This window comes from Streptomyces cucumeris (assembly GCF_024295805.1).
GTDB lineage: Bacteria > Actinomycetota > Actinomycetes > Streptomycetales > Streptomycetaceae > Streptomyces > Streptomyces cucumeris.
This window is the reverse complement of sequence record NZ_JANCLX010000001.1, coordinates 297901-315204: the sequence shown is the minus strand read 5'-3', so window position 1 is coordinate 315204 and position 17304 is coordinate 297901. Positions and strand designations below refer to the sequence as shown.

Here is a 17304-nt window from a genome sequence, read left to right as displayed (position 1 = left end):
TCAGCTCTCGCGGCTCTCCGGGCTCTCCAGACGGGCGAGGATCTCCGGACCGAGATCGGTCACGTCACCCGCGCCCATGGTGAGAACAAGGTCACCGGGCTTGGCCATTCCGGCGATCAGCCCGGGGACCGCGGCCCGGTCGTGCTCGGCGGTCACATCGGCGCCCCCGCGCGCGGCGGCGTCGATGACCAGGGCGCTGGTGATGCCCGGGACGGGGTCCTCGCGCGCCGGGTAGATGTCCAGGACCACGGAGGCGTCCGCGAGCGTCAGGGCCTCGCCCATCTCGGTGCCCAGCTCCTGGGTGCGGCTGAACAGATGCGGCTGGAAGACCACCAGGACCCGGCCCTCCCCGGCGCCGCCGCGGATCGCCTCCAGGTCGGCGGCGATCTCGGTGGGGTGGTGCGCGTAGGAGTCGATGACCTGCACCCCGGCCGCGGTGCCCTTGAGCTGGAGCCGTCGCTTGACGCCGGTGTACGCGGCGATCGCGGGGGCGAGGTCGGCGGCGGGCACACCGAGGGCGGCGCCCGCGGTGAGCGCGGCCACCGCGTTGAGCGCGTAGTGGCGGCCGGGGACGGAGACGGCGAAGGTGAGCTCCCGGCCGCCCAGGACATCGGCGAGCCGCACGGTGACCTGGCTGGTCAGACCGTGCTGGACGATGTCGAGCACCCGGACGTCCGCGCCCTCGTCCTCGCCATAGGTCAGGACCCGCAGCCCCTCGCGGCCCTTCACCCGGGCGCTCAGCTCACGGGCGCCGTCGTGGTCGGCGGAGATGACGAGCGCACCGCCCGGCCGGATGCGGCCCACGAAGGTCTCGAAGGACTCGTAGATCTCGTCCATCGAGGCGTAGTTGGCGTGGTGGTCGAGCTCCACATTGAGGACGATGGCGACCTCGGGGGCGTACTTGTGGAAGCTGCGGTCGCTCTCGTCGGCCTCGGCGACGAAGATCTCGCCCTTGCCGTGGCGGGCGCTGGAGCCGGGGGCGTCCAGGTCACCGCCGATGACGTAGGTGGGGTCGAGGCCGAGGCTGCCCAGGGAGACGGCGAGCATCGAGGTGGTGGTGGTCTTGCCGTGGGTGCCCGCGACCGCGATCGGCCGGGCGCCGTCCATCAGCGCGGCGAGCGCGTCGGAGCGGTGCACCACCGGGATGCCGCGCTCGACGGCGGTGACCAGCTCCAGGTTGTCGGCGCGGATGGCACTGGAGATCACCACGCTGGTGGCGTCGGGCGCGATGTGCTCGGCGGCGTGGCCGATGTGCACGGTGGCGCCCGCGGCGCGCAGCGCGGCGACGGTCGGGGAGTCCTTGCTGTCACTGCCCGCGACCAGGGCGCCGCGCTGGGCGAGCACCTTGGCGACGCCCGACATCCCGGCGCCGCCGATGCCGATGAAATGCGGTCGATCCAGCGCGTCGGAGGCGGTGCCGGCCGGTGCCATGTACGGGTCTCCCTGGTTCGCGGTTCTCGTTGTCGGCCCCGATTCTCGCACCCCGCGCCGTCCGGCCCCGCCCAAGGCCGCGGCCGCCGCGCTCAGCCTCCCGCCGTCTGCTCCTCGTCCACGGCGTGGGAGAACAGCTTGAGCACCGGGACGCCGACGGTGTGGCGGGCCCGGGAGGCCCAGTCCCGGTGGAAGAACTCCTCCACGAAGTGCGGGGCGGTCAGCACGATCACCTCGTCGGCGCCGGTCTCCTCGACCACACCGCGCAGCACCTCCAGCGGGCGGCGCTGGACGACATGGCCTCTGGCCTTGCACCCGGCTTTCTCCAGGGCCGCCACCGAGTGGTTGAGGGCGCGCTCGGCGGGCTCCAGCGCCTCGCTGCCCTCGGGCTCCTCCCGCTCCTGCGCGGCCTGCTCCAGCTCGCCCAGCGCGATGTCGTCAATGGCGCGCAGCAGCCGGTCCTTGCTGCCCCGGGGCTGCATCAACACGATGAAGGACACCGCGTCGTCACCGTGCAGGGTGGTGACGAACTCCACGTCGGCAGGGGTCAGGGGCTTCTCGATCATCAAAACGCTCGTGAACACGGCAGGCGCCCTTCTCCATTCACGGATCCAATACCGGAATCCAGGAATCCAGTCCGTTTATGCCTTTACTGCAACATTATTGGTAAATCCGACGGTAGCGGGTGAAAAGGAAACCGGCTTCCTCCAGGACAGAAGCAAGAGCGAACCGTTCCGGTTCCACCAGGGCGGGACCGTTGACGATGCGCGCCGCATCCCCCGCGGCCAGCATGGGCGCCATCGACAGACATAGCTCGTCGAGTACCCCGGCTGCGGCAAACAGTCCTAGAAGTTTCGGGCCGCCCTCGGTCAGCAGCCGGGTGTGACCGCGCGCGGCCAGGGCGGTCACGATCGTGGTGGCGTCCACCCGGCCGGACTCCGCGGCCCCGGCGAGCACCACGTCGGCACCGGAGGCGCGGGCCGCCGCCAGCCGGTCCCCGGCCGCCCGGCCGCCGGTGATCACCAGCGTCGGCACCACCGGCTCGGTGAACAGCGGCAGCGAGAAATCCAGGTCCAGACCGGCGCTGACGACGGCGATGGCCGGCGCGGGGGCCTGGCCGAGCGCCGCCCGGCGCTCGGCGAACGCCTCCCGGGCCCGCGCGGGGCGATAGCCCTCCCTGCGGACGGTCTCCGCGCCGACGACGACGGCGTCGGCAAGACCGCGCAGCACTCCGAAGATCCGCATATCGGCGGTGGACGACAGCGGCTGCGAGCGGCCGTCGTGATGGGCCGCGCCGTCGAGCGAGGAGACCATGTTGGCCCGCAGTACGGCTCCGGTGGGGCCCGGCGGCCGGTCCGGGTAGGCATAGGCGTCGGCGAGCTCGTCCAGCCCCCATTCACGGTCCTCGGCGCCGCGTGCCGCGGCGGATCCGGTGGTCGGTTCGGTGGACAGCGGGAACAGGCGTCGCATACGGCGCAGTGTGACATGCCTCCCTCTCGGTCGGTCGGCCCCGGAAAAGCGACTACCCTGGACTTCCGTGTCTGCACCAACCACCACTTCTGGCTCGGCAGGCCCGATAGCCGCCGAAGCCCCGGTAGCCCTCACCGCCCGCGCGCCTCAGGTTCCGGCCGAGCGCCTGGTCGCCGAGATGGTGCCGCCGCCCCGCTTCGCGACGGTGAGCTTCGACAACTACATCCCGGACCGCGACCAGCCCAGCCAGGCCGAGGCCGTCAAGGCGCTCGGCGACTTCGCCGAGGGACTCGGCGGCGGGGCGAGCGCCAAGGACGGACGGCGACGGCACTGGTTCCGGCGGGAGCCCAAGCCCACCGTCCCCAGCGGCCCGCGCGGGATGTACCTCGACGGGGGTTACGGCGTCGGCAAGACCCATCTGCTGGCCTCCCTCTGGCACGCCACCCCGGCCGCCCCCGAGCAGAAGGCGTTCGGCACCTTCGTGGAGCTGACCAACCTCGTCGGCGCCCTCGGTTTCCAGCAGACCGTGCGGACCCTCAGCGGCCACCGGCTGCTGTGCATCGACGAGTTCGAGCTGGACGACCCGGGCGACACCGTGCTGGTCTCCACCCTCCTCGGCAAACTGGTCGACGCGGGCGTGGCACTGGCCGCGACCTCCAACACGCTCCCCGGCAAGCTGGGCGAGGGCCGGTTCGCCGCCGCCGACTTCCTGCGCGAGATACAGGGGCTGTCCGCCCACTTCCGCCCCCTGCGCATCGACGGCGAGGACTACCGGCACCGCGGGCTGCCCGAGGCCCCCGCCCCGCACTCCGACGACACGGTGACGCGCGCGGCGTACCGCACTCCCGGCGCCTCGCTCGACGACTTCCCCTCCCTGCTGGAGCACCTCTCCCGGGTGCACCCGAGCCGCTACGGCGCGATGTGCGACGGCATCCAGGCCGTGTGTCTGACCGGGGTCGGACCAGTGCCGGACCAGTCGACCGCGCTGCGGCTGGTGGTCCTGGCGGACCGGCTCTACGACCGCGAGGTGCCGGTGCTGGCGTCCGGTGTCCCGTTCGACCAGCTCTTCAGCGAGGAGATGCTCAACGGCGGCTACCGGAAGAAGTACTTCCGGGCGATATCCCGGCTCACGGCCCTGGCCCGGGACGCCAAGGGGCTCGCCGGGACGCACGGCGGACACTGAGCCGCCGGGCCGGCCCGCACCGGCCGTCACCGGGTGAGACGCGCACAGCCGACACGGATCAGATGGTTCCCGCGCGGCGTTGCGCGTGATACACACGTGCGGTCATATTTCCTGTCCGCCAGCAGGGAGTTACCGCATGTCAGCGACACGACGTCAGGTCCTGGGCCGCACCGGTGCGCTGGGCGCCTCCATCGCCTTCACCGGGGCCATCCCGGAACTCTTCGCCGGTACGGCCGCAGCCGCCGAATCCGACTCCGCCGCCGGGGCGGCCGCCCACGGTGGCTACGGCCCGCTCGTCCCCGACCCCGACGGTCTGCTCGACCTCCCCAAGGGATTCCGCTACCGGGTGCTGTCCCGGGAGGGCGACGAACTGCGCTCGGGCGAGGGCAAGGTGCCCAGCAACTGCGACGGCATGGCCGCCTTCCCCGGCCGGTCCAGCGGCAGGCACGGCCGCACCCACCTGGTCCGCAACCACGAGAACCGCGTGACCGCCAAGATCCGCGTCCCCGCGGTCAAGGGCCTCACCTACGACCCGGCGGGCCTGGGCGGCTGTACCGCCCTCGAACTCGACGCCCGCAACCAGGTGCTCTCCGAGCGCGTGGCGATCGCGGGCACCGCGGTCAACTGCGCGGGCGGCCCCACCCCCTGGCACACCTGGCTGACCTGCGAGGAGACCGAGGACAGGGCCGGGACCAACGGGTACACCAAGGACCACGGCTTCATCTTCGAGGTCGACCCCTACGACCCGCGCCGCACCGGCGCCGTGCCGCTCACCGCCATGGGCCGCTTCCAGCACGAGGCCATCGCGGTCGACCCGCGCAACGGCATCATCTACGAGACCGAGGACGCCTTCGAGAAGCCGTTCGGGCTCTTCTACCGGTTCCGGCCGAAGAAGCCCCTCGGCGGTACCGGCTCGCTCCGCGCGGGCGGTGAACTCCAGGCGATGCGGGTGCCGGGCGTACGCGACCTCTCCACGATCCAGGAGACCGGCACCACCTTCGACGGCATCGAGTGGGTGACGGTCCCCGATCCGCTCGCCAAGGAGACCCCCATCCGCTTCCAGGACTTCGGCGCGGGCGGCATCACCCACGCCCAGAAGCTGGAGGGCTGCTACTGGGGCGGGTCGTCGGTCTACTTCGTCTCCAGCTTCGCCAAGAGCTCGGACGGTTCGGCGGCCGACCACTACGGCCAGATCTGGCGCTACGACCCGCAGCGGAGGCGGCTCACCCTGGTGATCGTCTTCGGTCCCGACACCGACCTCCAGCTGCCCGGCGAGTCCCCCGACAACATCACGCTGGCGCCCAGCGGCGGCCTGATGGTGTGCGAGGACGGCGACGGCGCCCAGCACGTCTTCGGGCTGACCCGGCGCGGCGAGGTCTATCCGATGGCCCGCGGACGGCAGAACATCGGCACCCCGGAGAAGCCGGAATGGGGTGAGTTCGCGGGTGTCACCTTCGCCCCGGACGGCGGGACCATGTACGTCAACTGCTACACGCCCGGGACCACCTTCGCGGTGACCGGCCCCTGGCAGCACTGAGCGCTCCGCGGGACATGCCGCGCGGCCGCGTCATGGCCGGTCGCGCGGCTCCCCGGGCGTCGTCGCGCCCGGGCCCCGCTATGTCCGGCGGGAGCTGAGGGCGCAGGCCAGGGCGGTCGCCCCGGCGGCGGCCAGGCAGGTCACCGCCAGCGGGAGCAGCGGCAGCGGTACGGCGCCGGTATGCGACCCCTCCACCAGCCCCGACACGGCGGCGTTCGCGGGCGAGGCACCGGCCACCAGCACCAGCAGCGTGGTGACCGCGGTGGCGGAGACGGCCCAGCCGGGGCCGCGCAGCAGCGGCCGGTTGCACAGCGCGCCGACGGCCGTGCCCAGCAGCGCGCAGGCGAGGGCGGCCAGCAGCCCGGCGGCGGTCGCCCTCCCCAGCGGGATCCCGGTCCGGTGGTCCGCGGTGTGCGGATCGCCGATGAGGGCGACGTACAGGGTCCCCACGGTGCCGAGCGCGAGCGCACCGAGGAGCGCGGTGAGCACCGAGGCGAGGTGCGCCCGGGCGGGTCCCGCCGCCGCGGCCGCGCAGGTACGCGCCGCGGCGGGCTCGGTGCCGGTGCACACCCGCACCAGCCAGGCCGCCACCGGGAGCAGCGCGGCGGCGGCGTAGCCGAAGGAGTCGAGGACCGGGTCCCCGGCCCGCACCGCGATACCCATGAAGGCGGCGTAGAGCAGCACCGGCGACAGCCAGCGCTGTGAACGGACCAGCAGCGCGGCCTGGTAGCGCAGCAGGGCGGTCATGGTCCCTCCGGGGGAGTCGCCGCCGTGACCGGGAGCTCCGTCACGGAGCGGATGTGCCACGGCGGGTGGGCGGTGAGCAGGGCGCGCAGCAGCGCGTCGGAGTGCGCGGCGCCGACGGTGAGCCGTACGGGGCCGGGGCCGACGCGCCCCGGCGCAAGGGGCTCGTGGCGCGGCGCGCCGGGCAGATCCGGCGGGAGGCCGGTGCCCGGCGGGCCCTCGGTCACCACCGCCACCCACGGCCCCGCATCGTCCTCCGGGCCCTTGGGCCGCGGCCCCGACGCGTCCGGCCGGTGCGCGGCCACCGGCGTCAGCCGCGCGTCGGCGACGCGGAGGACGGTGTCGGCGGCGCCGGACAGCCGCCGGGGATCGTGGTCGACGAAGACGACCGTGCCTCCCGCCGCGACCCGTTCGGCGACGGCGGCATCCAGTTCGGCGCGCGCCGCCCGGTCCAGGCCGGTCCACGCCTCGTCGAGGACCAGCAGCCCGGGGGCGCCGAGCAGCGCCTGCGCCACGGCCACCTTCTGGCTGCTGCCCTTGGACAGCTCGGTGAGCGCGGTGTCGGCGTGTCCGGCCGCGCCGAACCGTTCCAGCCACTCCCCCGCCCCGCGCTCCGCCGCCGTACGCCCCAGTCCGTGGATGCGCCCCAGGTGGACCAGGTAGCCACGGGCGGAGAGGGGGAGTTCGGCCGGGAAGCGCTCGGGTACGTACGCGGTGCGCGGACGGCCGGTGATCCGGCCCGCGCTCGGCGCGTCGATCCCGGCGAGCAGCCGCAGCAGGGTGGACTTCCCACTGCCGTTGGTGCCCTCCACGCGGACCAGCGAACCGGGTGCCAGTTCGAGGTCGATCCCGCGCAGCACCCAGGGCCCGCCCAGACCGTAGCGTCGGCCGACTCCCCGCAGTCTCATACCGGTTGAGCCTAGACAACGAGCGGACCAACCACCCCCATGGCTCAGTTGGAGCCGTTCTTCTCGGGCTTGACCTCGCTCGGGCGCACGATCACGAACCCCTCCCCGTCCAGCCGGAGCTGGACGGCCTCGCCCGAACCGCCGCGCAGCATCGAGCCGAAGCTCTGTGAGCGGTGCAGCGAGGTGCGCAGCGAGGTCGTCCAGCCGACAACCGCGTCGGTGTCCACGCACACCGGGTCGGTGGCGGACACCGGGATGACGATGGGGTTGCCCTCACAGATGAGACCGAGCCGTCCGGCGCCGCTGAACACGGTGTTGAACAGACCGCCGCCCGTCATCCCCGCGCCCTTGAGCATCGCTATCTCGTAGGAGAGGGAGGAATCGAAGCACAGGACGTTGTGCCCGTTGATCGTGAGGCTGTCGCCGGGGGCGAGGTCCACCACGAAGCAGTTGGCCGCCTCATGCGCGAACCACGCCTCGCCCTGGCCCCGGACGACCATGAGGGCCAGGCCCTCACCGGTCATCGCGCGCTTGAGGAACTTGCCGACGCCCTGGCCGTGCTTCTCGAAGGAGAGGTCGCCGCGGAACGCGACCATGGCACCCTGGCGGGCGTAACACTCGCCGTTGACCGCGTACTTGATCGATTTCGGGTTCTGGAGGGTCATCCCCGGCGCGGTGGCGAACTGCGCCATGTACTCCGGGGAGAAGAGATCACTCTGCATGTACACATAATTCCGGGCTTGCTGATCATTTCGCAATATCCGACGGACTCGGGACGTGCGCCCTGCTGGCAGACTGGGCGCGTGACCAGCTCCGGAACCCACCCCGAGACCAGCCCGTTCCGTACCGCGGAGACCGACCGGGACGCCGCGCCGCAGTTCGTCCTGCCCCTGGTGGTCCGGATCGAGAAGGCCGCGCCCCCGACCCGTACCGACGCCCTGGAGACGGCGGCCCGCGCGGTGCTGGTCCTGCTGTCGGACGAGCGGGCGACCGCGACGGACGGCGCATGGGCCGAGGCCGTGACGGCCTGGCAGGACGCCCGGATCCGCAAGGTGGTGCGGCGGGCACGCGGTGCGGAGTGGCGGCGGGCCGGGACACTGCCGGGCATCACGGTGACCGGGCGGGCGACGGACGGCCGGGCGGAGGCGGAGGTACGCGTCTTCCCGCCGGTGCCGCTGGACGGCTGGCCGAAGGAGCTGGTCAAGCTCCAGGTGTCCGGCACCGACCTGGACGATCCGGAGCCCCCGGCCGCGCCCGGCTCTGATGGACCAGTGCTGTGGATGAATCCGCATATCGATATGTCGGCGGGCAAGGCGATGGCCCAGGCCGGGCACGGCGCCCAGCTCGCCTGGTGGCGGCTGGACGGCACGGCGCGGGCGGCCTGGCGGGCCGCGGGCTTCCCGCTGGCGGTGCGCACCGCGTCACCCGCGCGCTGGGAGGCGCTCACCACGAGCGGGCTGCCGGTGGTGCGGGACGCGGGCTTCACCGAGGTGGCGCCCGGGTCCTGCACGGTGGTGGCGGACCACCCGGCCCTGCGGCGGCGCTGACCGCCGGGGCACGGGCGGACCGCCGGGGCGCGGTGGACCGTCGCGCTCAGCCGGTGGGACGCCGCCTGCGGCGGATCGCGCGGGTGACCACCGGCGGCAGGACATCGGCGGCGAGCCGCCGGACCGGCGAGGACGGGGCGCGCCCCGCCACGGCCCGGCCCGGCGCACCGGAGGGGGCCGGGGTGGTGCCGCGCGGCTCACCGGCATAGCGGGAACGCGGGGCGGCCGGGTTCGGCGGCTTGCCGGAGAACCGCAGTATCCGGCGTCCCGCGATCTCCTGCACGCTCGTGCGCAGCGCCGAGCGCCACTCCTCGTCGGCGAGCAGCTCGTCCTGCAGCGCGGTGGGGTCGCCCCAGGTCCCGTAGAGCTTCTGGGTGCTGAGGCAGACCGGCCGCAGCCCCCGGGTGAACACCGCCTCCCAGGTCGCGGCGGCCACGCCCGGGGTGTGCTCGGAGCGGAAGTCGTCCAGTACGACCAGGCCACCGGGGACCAGCGCGGTGCGCGCGGTGTCGATGTCGCCCACCACGTGCTCGTACAGGTGCGAGGCGTCGATGTGCACGAAGCGGCAGCTCTCCGGGCCGACGTGGTGCGGCACCACGGAGGTCGGGCCCTGGACCACCTCGGGCAGCTCGTCGTGGAAGGCCAGGTAGTTCTGCTCGAAGGCGTTACGGGTGAGGGTGGCGTACGAGGTACGGGCCTCCGCCGCGTTCCGCTCGTCCGGTGCGTCGGCCCCGAAGAGATCGCAGACCGTGAAACGTTCGCCGCCGCGCAGATAGGCGGCGGTGAAGATGGCGCTCTTGCCCAGGTAGGCGCCCATCTCCAGCAGGTCCCCATTCTGCTCATGGCGCTCCTGACGGGTCAGGAAGCGGTCGAAGAGCACCTGGTCGAGGCTGGGGAACCATCCCTTGACGTCGTCGAGGCCGCGGGGGCGCCGCGCGGTGTGCCCGGTGGTGGCCGTCATGCTGCTCCCAGTCCCTCGGTTGCGTGCGTGGCCGCCACGCTGACAGCGGAAGGCAACGCCGGAGGGTCCCCGTGGTGTGTGTCGTGTGACCGAAAGGGGCGGGGCGACGTCATGGCCATACCGGTTCATACCTGGGCGTAACGGGGCGCTGGATGGCCGGAAATCGACGAGCAGGCGGACGACGGGGGCCAGCGGCCCCGTCTCAGAAGCGGAGGACCGCCGCGATGCGTTCGCACCCGGCGAGGGAGCCGTCCGGGACGAAGGCGACCTCGCTGCCGGTGTCCAGCGCGGCCTCGATGATCTCGTCCACGATGTCCTCCTGCACGGCCGGGCCGTGCTCGGCGGAGGTCATCTCGTCCGCGTCGACCGGGATCAGATGTCCGTCGGTGAGCCGGACGGGCCGCTGGTAGTTCTCCTCGACCGCCAGCAGGTCGATCCGGCCCTCCCGGACCACCTGCCACACCTCCTCCAGCCCGGCGGCGAAGGCCCGCCGCCCCTGGGCCTGCTCGGTGCGCTGGATGACGCGCTCGGCGTGGCGGGCGGCCTGCTCGCCCAGCGCCGGGCGCAGCGCCTCGGTCAGCGCCTTGGCCGGGCCCCCGGCCAGTCCGCCCTTGGGCACCCGGCTCACGGCCGCCTTCGCCGCCGAGCCCACCTCGTCCAGCAGGCTCAGCGCGGGGGCGAGCCCGACCAGGTAGAGCGGACGGGGGTCGCCCGCGAGCAGACAGTCGAGCCCGGTGTCGACCTGCCGCAGATACTGCCGGGTGCGCTCGTCGTCGTAGATCCCCGGCGCGTTGCCGATCCGCTCCTCGCGCTCCACGTCCTCGTTGTCGCCCGGCTCGGGGGCCATCGGGAACCCGGCCGCGCGCACCTGCTGGAGCGAGCCGTCGGAGCCGCCCCACAGCGCGGTGTGGTCCGAGGCGACCGTGAGCACCCAGTACGGACGGGTCCGCTCACGCGCCGCGACCAGGTTGCGGGTGAGGAAGGTGTCGCTCAGGACCACGCGCTCCGGGGCCGTCCTCGGCAGTGACCAGACCTCGTACTCGCCCTTCGCCGCGAAGATCACCAGCGAGTCCAGGGCGTAGCGCAGATCCGCGTCGGCCACGGCGCGGTCGAGCTGCGCGCTGATGTCGAAGCGGGCGTCGCGCGGCACGTCCGGGGCCGCCTCCAGACGTCGTTTGGCCTCGGCGACGAGGTTGCGCAGCCGCACCGAGTCCTGGGCGTTGTCCGTTTCGCGACGGTGGGTCGGGAGGGTGATGGTGACCGCCGGATAGGGCCTCTTGGCGCGGAGGGCGGTCAGCGTCCGGGATGTCAGACCTGTGGTGCGCATCGTTGGCCTCTCGACGCTGGTCATCACAGGATCGCCCAGGAGCGGCGGGGTCGCATCACGGAGCCGGGACGGACGCCCGGGACCGCCTCCGAACCCTTACGGAGCGGTGACGGCACGGCGCGTGGGCGGACGGCAGGGGCCGTCACGGCCTAGCGTCGCCCCCATGCGCGTACTGGTCACCGGAGGCGCGGGCTTCATCGGCTCGCACATCGTCACCGCACTCACCGCCCACGGCCATGAGCCGGTCGTCCTCGACGCCCTGCTCCCGGCCGCCCACCCGGCACCACCGCCGTTGCCCGACGCCGAGTGGATCCACGCCGACGTACGGGACCGCGGGGCGGTGGACGCCGCGCTGCGCGGCGTGGACGCGGTCTGCCACCAGGCGGCGATGGTCGGCCTCGGCAAGGACTTCGCCGACGCGCCGGACTACGTCGGCTGCAATGACCTGGGCACCGCCGTACTGCTGACGGCCATGGCCGCCGGCGGGGTGCGGACCCTGGTGCTCGCCGGGTCGATGGTCGTCTACGGGGAGGGGCGCTACGACTGCCCCCGGCACGGATGGGTGCGGCCCGGCCCGCGCGCGGAGGCCGATCTCGCGGCGGGCCGGTTCGAACCGCCCTGCCCGCAGTGCGGTACGCCGCTGGTGGCGGGGCTCGTCGGGGAGGACGCCCCGGCCGATCCGCGCAATGTCTACGCGACGACGAAGCTGGCGCAGGAGCATCTGGCGGCGGCGTGGGCGCGGGCCGTGGACGGCCGCGCGGTGTCCCTGCGGTACCACAACGTCTACGGCCCGGGGATGCCGCGCGACACCCCGTACGCGGGTGTCGCCTCCTTCTTCCGCTCGGCCCTTGCGCGCGGCGAGGCACCGACCGTCTTCGAGGACGGCGGTCAGCGCCGGGACTTCATCCACGTACGCGACGTGGCGGCGGCGAACGTGGCCGCCCTGGAGGCGGGCGCCGAAGCGACGGAGGCGGGCGCGCTGACCGCGTACAACACCGGAAGCGACGACCCGCAGACCGTGGGCGGGATGGCGGCCGCCCTCGCGGCGGCCCACGGCGGTCCGGCACCGGTGGTGACCGGCGAGTACCGGCTCGGCGACGTCCGCCACATCACCGCCTCGTCGCGGCGGATCCGGGAACGGCTGGGGTGGCGGGCGACGGTGCCGTTCGTGGACGGCATGGCCGAGTTCGCCCGGGCGCCCCAGCGTGCGACGCCCCTCCGGCCCGCCCCGGTTCCGTAGCCCCCACAAACCGCGCCCGGTCCCGGCCCCCCGTCCGGGACCGGGCGCGCCCCTGCGCCGACGCGTGGCGGTAGGTCCGATACCCGGCCCGGCCGGGCTCACCTCGCAAGGCCCACCGGAGCGCGCCGACGTGCCACGCACCGCACACACCGCACCGAACCGTGGCGGCATGAGCCATCCCCGGTCGGCAGCGCGCGGGCACCCCGGCCGCGGGGATCGCACCGGGCTCACCCCGCGGGTGCGCGAACGTCACGCGGACGCGGCTCCGCCCCGATGCCCGGAGGCGATGGCCGACGCCGGTCCTCAGCGCCCCCGGCGAACGGCGCGTACGCGCCACGAACCGCACGCTCCGCCCCGGCCGTTGGCGGCATGGGCCATCACCGGTCGGCAGCGGGCGGCTCCCCTCGGGCACTCGGGCGGCCCGGGCCACGCCGGGCTCGTCCGGTCACGCCGGACCCACCCGCGCGGGGCGCCCGCGACGGCGTCGCTCCGCGCCGAACCGTGGCGGCAAGGGCCATCTCACGACCCCGGCGCACTCCGGGAAGCCCACGCGGACACACCGCGGACCGCGCCGACGGGAGCCGCCATCGCCGATCCCGCCCGCAGCCCGGCGGCCCGCCGGACAGGCGGCGCCGCCGGGCCGGGCGGGGTCAGGCGGATGCCGCGGGGAGGCGGACCTCGAAGCGGCAGCCGCCGACCACGTTGTGGACCGCGGCGCGGCCGTCGTGGGCCTCGACGATGCCGCGGACGATGGCGAGGCCCAGGCCCGCGCCCGCCGGGGGCGTACGGGCGTGGCTGCCGCGCCAGCCGGTGTCGAAGACGCGCGGCAGGTCCTCCTCGGGGATGCCACCGCAGCCGTCCGTCACCGACAGCACCACATGGTCCGCCTCGCGCTCGGCGGTGACCGCGACCGTACCGTCGGCCGGGGTACGGCGGATGGCGTTGACCAGGAGGTTGCCCAGGACGCGGGTCATCTCCTTGCCGTCGACCTCGATGGGAACGGGGTCGACGGAGTTGCCGATCAGCCGTACGCCCAGCTCCCTGGCGAGCGGATCGGCGCCCGCCAGGGCGTCCCCGACCAGGTCGTAGACGGAGACCCGGGTGAGGCTGAGGGACAGCGCCCCGGCGTGGATGCGGGAGAGCTCGAAGAGGTCGCCGACCATCCCGTTGAGCCGTTCCACCTCGGTGCGGATCTGCCGCAGATAGCGTTCCGGGTCGGGCACCATCCCGTCCTCCAGCGCCTCCGACATCGCCCGCAGTCCGGCCAGCGGGGTGCGCAGGTCGTGGGAGATCCAGGCGACGAGCTCACGGCGCGAGGCCTCCAGCGCCCGTTCGCGTTCGCGGGAGGCGGCGAGTCTGGCGCTGGTGTCGGCGAGGGCACGGCTGAGGGCGGCGAGTTCGGCGGTGGCCTCGCCGTCGGGGGCGGCGAAGGCACCGCCGTCGCCGAACGAACGGGCCGCCTGCGTCAGCTCGTTGCTGCGCGCCACGACCCACCGGCCCAGCAGCACCGCCGTGGCCATCGACACCACGGCGGCCATCGCACAGACGGTGGTGACGACCGAGAGGTCGTGCGCGGACAGGAACATGGCCCAGGCGACGGCGAGGGTGCCCGCCAGCATCGCGGTGACCGTGACGGCGGCGACCACGGTGAGGGACACGGCGACGGAACGTCCGCGCAGCATCCGCAGCGCGAGCGCGCCGAGCAGCCCGGCCGCGGCGGCGCCGAGGAACGCGAACAGGGCCATCAGGAGGATGTCTTGCACGGCGGTCAGCCCTCACCCTCGTGGTCCACGGCCGTGGATCCGGACGGTGCGTCGAAGCGGTAGCCGACGCCCCAGACGGTCTGGATGAGGCGCGGCGCGCCCGGATCGTCCTCGACCTTCCCGCGCAGCCGCCGCACATGGACGGTGACGGTGGACAGATCGCCGAAGTCCCAGCCCCAGACGTCCCGCATCAGCTCCTCGCGGGTGCAGGCCACACCGGGGTTCCGCAGCAGATGGGCGAGCAGATCGAACTCGCGGAGGGTGAGGGCGAGTTCCCGGCCGTCCCGGGTGGCGCGGCGGGCGGCGGGGTCGAGGGTGATCCCGGCGTGCCGGAGCACACCGTCCCGCGGCGCGTACTCGCCGCCGGGGCCGCCGGGACCGGTGCCGCCGGGCGCCCCACCGAGGTGGACGACCCGCGGCCCGGTACGGCTGCGGCGGAGTACCGACTCCACACGCAGCACCAGTTCGCGCGGGCTGAACGGCTTGGTCACATAGTCGTCCGCGCCGATCTCCAGGCCGAGGATCCGGTCGTCCTCGTCACCGCGCGCGGTGAGCATGATGACCGGCACCGGCCCCCGCTCGCGGAGCGTCCGGCACACCTGGAGCCCGTCCATGCCCGGCAGCATCAGATCGAGGACGACCAGGTCGGGCCAGTGGGCGGCGGCACGGGCGAGCGCCTCGGGGCCGTCGGCGGCCCGGTCGACGTCATAGCCCGCGCGGTCGAGGTATCCGGCGACGACCTCGGCGACGGTCGGGTCGTCGTCCACGACGAGGACCCGGCCGGGGGTGGGGGTCTGCTGCATGGCCACAGCCTCGCACCTGGCCGGATCCGGGCCCACCCCGGTGTGGCCGGGAACGGTCGACGTCCGTGTTTCGTAAGGTCCCGAAGTCTGAAATGCCGCTTTCGCCTCCGTAGTGTGGAGCGCGTGACAGATGCGATCACCCCCCGTTCCGACGGTGTTCCCCGCGCCGATGTCGTCCTGCCGTGCCTGGACGAGGCCGACGCCCTGCCCTGGGTGCTGGCCCGCATCCCCGACGGCTGGCGCGCCATCGTCGTCGACAACGGCTCCACGGACGGCTCGGCCGCCATCGCCCGCGACCACGGCGCGACCGTCGTACACGAGCCCCGCCGCGGCTTCGGGGCGGCCTGCCACGCCGGACTCCTCGCCGCCGAGGCGGAGTTCGTCTGCTTCTGCGACTGCGACGCCACGCTCGACCCCGGACTGCTGACCGGCTTCGTCGCCACCCTCGCCGAGGGCGGCGCGGATCTGGTGCTGGGACGCCGCCGTCCCCAGGGGCGCGGCACCTGGCCCGCGCACGCCCGGGTCGGCAACCTCGCCCTCGCCCGGATGCTGCGCCGCCGGACCGGTCTGGGGCTGCACGACCTCGGCCCGCTGCGCGCCGCCCGGCGCGCACCGCTGCTGGACCTCGGCCTCACCGACCGGCGCAGCGGCTATCCGCTGCAGATGGTGGTGCGCGGCTCCGACGCGGGATGGCGGATCGAGGAGCGCGACGTGCCGTATCTGCCGCGCGCGGGGCGGTCGAAGGTCACCGGCACCTGGCGGGGCACCTGGCATGCGGTGCGCGATATGCGCGCGGTGCTCCACGACCGGCCGCCGGTACCCGTCGCCGGGGTCAACCACCCGGTCGGGACTGCCCGGTGAGCCCCGCGCGCGGCGCCTCGCGGAACGGCGCACGGACGAAGGTCACCGTGCTCGTCATCGCCAAGGAGCCGATGGCGGGCCGGGTGAAGACCCGGCTCACTCCCCCGTACACCCCGGTGGAGGCCGCGGCGCTCGCCGAGGCCGCCCTCACCGACACCCTCCACACCGTGGCCGGGCTGCCCGCGCACCGCCGGGTGCTGGCGCTGGACGGCCGTCCGGGGCGGTGGCTGCCGCTCGGCTTCGAGGTCATCCCGCAATGCCGCGGCGGTCTCGACGAACGGCTGGCGCACGCCTTCGCGCACTGCCAAGGACCCACGCTGCTGCTCGGTATGGACACCCCGCAGATCACCCCCGCACTGCTCGCCCCGGTGCTGGACCCGCACGGCTGGACCCGCCGCGACGCCTGGTTCGGCCCGGCCGCCGACGGTGGCTTCTGGGCCCTGGGCCTGTCCGACCCGGACCCCGCGCTGCTGCGCGGTGTGCCGATGTCCACCGCCACCACCGGTGCCGTACAGCGCCGTCGGCTCGTCGACGCCGGGCTGCGGGTGTACGACCTGCCGGTCCTGCGCGACGTCGACACCGCGCGCGACGCGCTGAAGGTGGCGGCGGCCGCGCCGGGCAGCCGGTTCGCCCGGACCCTGTCCCGGATGCCGGTACGGGCGGGCGCCCGATGAGCGCGGCCGGGTCGATACGGAACGGAACCGGGCCGGACGCCGTCGGGCTCCGTGAGCGGGCCGACGGCTGGGCGCAGCCGGCCTCATGGCGTGCCGACCCCTATACGCGGGCGCTGCGCACCGGACGCGGCCCGCTGTATCTGCGGCGCTCCGACGGCTGGATGCTGCCGCTGGAGGTCGAACGCTGGTGCGCGGACGCCGACCCCGCCGACCGCACCGTACTGACGCGCTGCCGGGGCCCCGTCCTCGACATCGGCTGCGGCCCCGGACGGCTGGTGGCCGCACTCGCCCTGCTGGGCCGTCCCTGCCTGGGCATCGATGTGAGCCAGGCGGCGGTCGCCCGCACGATCGGCGCGGGCGGACCGGCCCTGTGCCGCTCGGTGTTCGAGCCGATCCCGGGTGAGGGGCGCTGGGGTACGGCGCTGCTGATCGACGGCAACATCGGCATCGGCGGCGATCCGCGGGCCCTGCTGACCCGGGTCGGCCGGGTCCTCGCGCCGGACGGGCTGGTGCTCGTCGAGGTGGCACCGGCGGACCTCGACGAACGGGTGCGGGTCCGGGTGGACGACGGACACGGCGGCGTCGGCACGGACTTCCCCTGGGCCCGGGTGGGCGCCCCCGCCCTGCTGCGCCACGCGGCCGCGGCGGGCTGGAACGCCGTCGAGCGGTGGTCGGCGCTCGACCGCGACTTCGTGGCCCTGCGCCGTGCGCTGCCCGGAGCATGCACGTCCCCCGAGGGCTGACACCCCCGGCCCCATGACCCCGGTCGGCGGTGCGGTGAACTCCCACCCGCACCGCCGACCGGTCTGTCCGCCCCCGACACGCCAGCCCCACCAGGGCGGGCGGCTCGTCGCC

17 protein-coding genes are annotated in these 17304 nt (G+C 74.1%); 7 read left to right on the top strand and 10 right to left on the bottom strand.

Features of this window, described 5'->3' with window-relative positions:
* The 3 genes from murC to NMK44_RS01510 form a co-directional block, all read right to left on the bottom strand.
* The gene (gene murC, locus NMK44_RS01520) at window positions 1-1431 is read right to left on the bottom strand and encodes a UDP-N-acetylmuramate--L-alanine ligase (protein WP_254737344.1); all 1431 of its coding nucleotides are present in this window, start codon (window positions 1429-1431) and stop codon (window positions 1-3) included.
* Between the two features lie 92 nt (window positions 1432-1523).
* The gene (locus tag NMK44_RS01515; protein WP_254737342.1) at window positions 1524-1997 is read right to left on the bottom strand and encodes an indole-3-glycerol phosphate synthase; all 474 of its coding nucleotides are present in this window, start codon (window positions 1995-1997) and stop codon (window positions 1524-1526) included.
* A 94-nt stretch (window positions 1998-2091) separates the two neighbouring features.
* Window positions 2092-2901 carry a pyrimidine reductase family protein gene (locus NMK44_RS01510; RefSeq protein WP_254737340.1) on the bottom strand — a complete coding sequence of 270 codons (810 nt, stop codon included), beginning with the start codon at window positions 2899-2901 and terminating at the stop codon, window positions 2092-2094.
* A 67-nt stretch (window positions 2902-2968) separates the two neighbouring features.
* Here NMK44_RS01510 and zapE point away from each other — a divergent pair, with 67 nt between their 5' ends.
* On the top strand, window positions 2969-4084 hold the full coding sequence (zapE, locus tag NMK44_RS01505; protein ID WP_254737338.1) for a cell division protein ZapE: 1116 nt from the start codon (window positions 2969-2971) through the stop codon (window positions 4082-4084).
* A 136-nt stretch (window positions 4085-4220) separates the two neighbouring features.
* Entirely contained in the window at window positions 4221-5621 is a 1401-nt protein-coding gene (locus NMK44_RS01500) for an alkaline phosphatase PhoX (RefSeq protein WP_254737336.1), read from the top strand.
* Window positions 5622-5699: 78 nt separating this feature from the next.
* Here NMK44_RS01500 and NMK44_RS01495 read toward each other — a convergent pair whose 3' ends face one another.
* Genes NMK44_RS01495 through NMK44_RS01485 form a run of 3 tightly spaced genes read right to left on the bottom strand, consistent with a single transcriptional unit; the run spans window position 5700 to window position 7995 of the window.
* Window positions 5700-6368, bottom strand: coding sequence for an ABC transporter (locus tag NMK44_RS01495; protein WP_254737334.1), 669 nt, complete (start codon window positions 6366-6368; stop codon window positions 5700-5702).
* The gene (locus NMK44_RS01490; protein WP_254737332.1) at window positions 6365-7273 is read right to left on the bottom strand and encodes an ABC transporter ATP-binding protein; all 909 of its coding nucleotides are present in this window, start codon (window positions 7271-7273) and stop codon (window positions 6365-6367) included. Before NMK44_RS01490 ends, NMK44_RS01495 begins: the two co-directional genes overlap by 4 nt.
* A 44-nt stretch (window positions 7274-7317) precedes the next feature.
* The gene (locus NMK44_RS01485) at window positions 7318-7995 is read right to left on the bottom strand and encodes an AIM24 family protein (protein ID WP_254737330.1); all 678 of its coding nucleotides are present in this window, start codon (window positions 7993-7995) and stop codon (window positions 7318-7320) included.
* A gap of 81 nt (window positions 7996-8076) precedes the next feature.
* Here NMK44_RS01485 and NMK44_RS01480 point away from each other — a divergent pair, with 81 nt between their 5' ends.
* On the top strand, window positions 8077-8820 hold the full coding sequence (locus NMK44_RS01480; protein ID WP_254737328.1) for a peptidyl-tRNA hydrolase: 744 nt from the start codon (window positions 8077-8079) through the stop codon (window positions 8818-8820).
* Between the two features lie 46 nt (window positions 8821-8866).
* Here NMK44_RS01480 and NMK44_RS01475 read toward each other — a convergent pair whose 3' ends face one another.
* Together NMK44_RS01475 and NMK44_RS01470 are read right to left on the bottom strand one after the other, a co-directional pair.
* Window positions 8867-9781 (bottom strand): class I SAM-dependent methyltransferase, encoded by a 915-nt coding sequence (locus tag NMK44_RS01475; RefSeq protein ID WP_254737326.1) that lies wholly within the window; start codon window positions 9779-9781, stop codon window positions 8867-8869.
* 202 nt (window positions 9782-9983) lie between these two features.
* Complete coding sequence (locus NMK44_RS01470; protein ID WP_254737324.1) at window positions 9984-11108, bottom strand: baeRF3 domain-containing protein; 1125 nt, start codon at window positions 11106-11108, stop codon at window positions 9984-9986.
* Window positions 11109-11271: 163 nt separating this feature from the next.
* Here NMK44_RS01470 and NMK44_RS01465 point away from each other — a divergent pair, with 163 nt between their 5' ends.
* Window positions 11272-12348 (top strand): NAD-dependent epimerase/dehydratase family protein, encoded by a 1077-nt coding sequence (locus tag NMK44_RS01465; RefSeq protein WP_254737322.1) that lies wholly within the window; start codon window positions 11272-11274, stop codon window positions 12346-12348.
* Window positions 12349-12998: 650 nt separating this feature from the next.
* Here NMK44_RS01465 and NMK44_RS01460 read toward each other — a convergent pair.
* Both NMK44_RS01460 and NMK44_RS01455 read right to left on the bottom strand, forming a co-directional pair.
* Window positions 12999-14111, bottom strand: a complete 1113-nt coding sequence (locus NMK44_RS01460) for a sensor histidine kinase (RefSeq protein WP_254737320.1) — start codon at window positions 14109-14111, stop codon at window positions 12999-13001.
* Window positions 14112-14116: 5 nt separating this feature from the next.
* Entirely contained in the window at window positions 14117-14914 is a 798-nt protein-coding gene (locus NMK44_RS01455) for a response regulator transcription factor (RefSeq protein WP_254737318.1), read from the bottom strand.
* A gap of 114 nt (window positions 14915-15028) precedes the next feature.
* Between NMK44_RS01455 and NMK44_RS01450 the strand changes: the two genes are divergently transcribed.
* The 3 genes from NMK44_RS01450 to NMK44_RS01440 all read left to right on the top strand — a co-directional run bounded on the left by NMK44_RS01450 (window position 15029) and on the right by NMK44_RS01440 (window position 17192).
* Window positions 15029-15775, top strand: a complete 747-nt coding sequence (locus NMK44_RS01450) for a glycosyltransferase family 2 protein (RefSeq protein ID WP_374215212.1) — start codon at window positions 15029-15031, stop codon at window positions 15773-15775.
* 71 nt (window positions 15776-15846) lie between these two features.
* Window positions 15847-16449: a TIGR04282 family arsenosugar biosynthesis glycosyltransferase gene (locus NMK44_RS01445; RefSeq protein ID WP_254737812.1), complete on the top strand. Its 603-nt coding sequence runs from the start codon at window positions 15847-15849 to the stop codon at window positions 16447-16449.
* Complete coding sequence (locus NMK44_RS01440; protein ID WP_254737316.1) at window positions 16446-17192, top strand: methyltransferase domain-containing protein; 747 nt, start codon at window positions 16446-16448, stop codon at window positions 17190-17192. Before NMK44_RS01445 ends, NMK44_RS01440 begins: the two co-directional genes overlap by 4 nt.
* The last annotated feature ends 112 nt before the right edge of the window (window positions 17193-17304 follow it).

What these genes read in the sequence shown, in the direction of transcription:
- NMK44_RS01475 (WP_254737326.1), bottom strand. Translation starts at nt 9,781, where the DNA reads ATGACGGCCACCACCGGGCACACCGCGCGGCGCCCCCGCGGCCTCGAC.
- NMK44_RS01490 (WP_254737332.1), bottom strand. Translation starts at nt 7,273, where the DNA reads ATGAGACTGCGGGGAGTCGGCCGACGCTACGGTCTGGGCGGGCCCTGG.
- NMK44_RS01455 (WP_254737318.1), bottom strand. Translation starts at nt 14,914, where the DNA reads ATGCAGCAGACCCCCACCCCCGGCCGGGTCCTCGTCGTGGACGACGAC.
- NMK44_RS01500 (WP_254737336.1), top strand. Translation starts at nt 4,221, where the DNA reads ATGTCAGCGACACGACGTCAGGTCCTGGGCCGCACCGGTGCGCTGGGC.
- NMK44_RS01510 (WP_254737340.1), bottom strand. Translation starts at nt 2,901, where the DNA reads ATGCGACGCCTGTTCCCGCTGTCCACCGAACCGACCACCGGATCCGCC.
- NMK44_RS01445 (WP_254737812.1), top strand. Translation starts at nt 15,847, where the DNA reads ATGGCGGGCCGGGTGAAGACCCGGCTCACTCCCCCGTACACCCCGGTG.
- NMK44_RS01485 (WP_254737330.1), bottom strand. Translation starts at nt 7,995, where the DNA reads ATGCAGAGTGATCTCTTCTCCCCGGAGTACATGGCGCAGTTCGCCACC.
- NMK44_RS01440 (WP_254737316.1), top strand. Translation starts at nt 16,446, where the DNA reads ATGAGCGCGGCCGGGTCGATACGGAACGGAACCGGGCCGGACGCCGTC.
- NMK44_RS01465 (WP_254737322.1), top strand. Translation starts at nt 11,272, where the DNA reads ATGCGCGTACTGGTCACCGGAGGCGCGGGCTTCATCGGCTCGCACATC.
- NMK44_RS01515 (WP_254737342.1), bottom strand. Translation starts at nt 1,997, where the DNA reads ATGATCGAGAAGCCCCTGACCCCTGCCGACGTGGAGTTCGTCACCACC.
- NMK44_RS01470 (WP_254737324.1), bottom strand. Translation starts at nt 11,108, where the DNA reads ATGCGCACCACAGGTCTGACATCCCGGACGCTGACCGCCCTCCGCGCC.
- murC (WP_254737344.1), bottom strand. Translation starts at nt 1,431, where the DNA reads ATGGCACCGGCCGGCACCGCCTCCGACGCGCTGGATCGACCGCATTTC.
- NMK44_RS01495 (WP_254737334.1), bottom strand. Translation starts at nt 6,368, where the DNA reads ATGACCGCCCTGCTGCGCTACCAGGCCGCGCTGCTGGTCCGTTCACAG.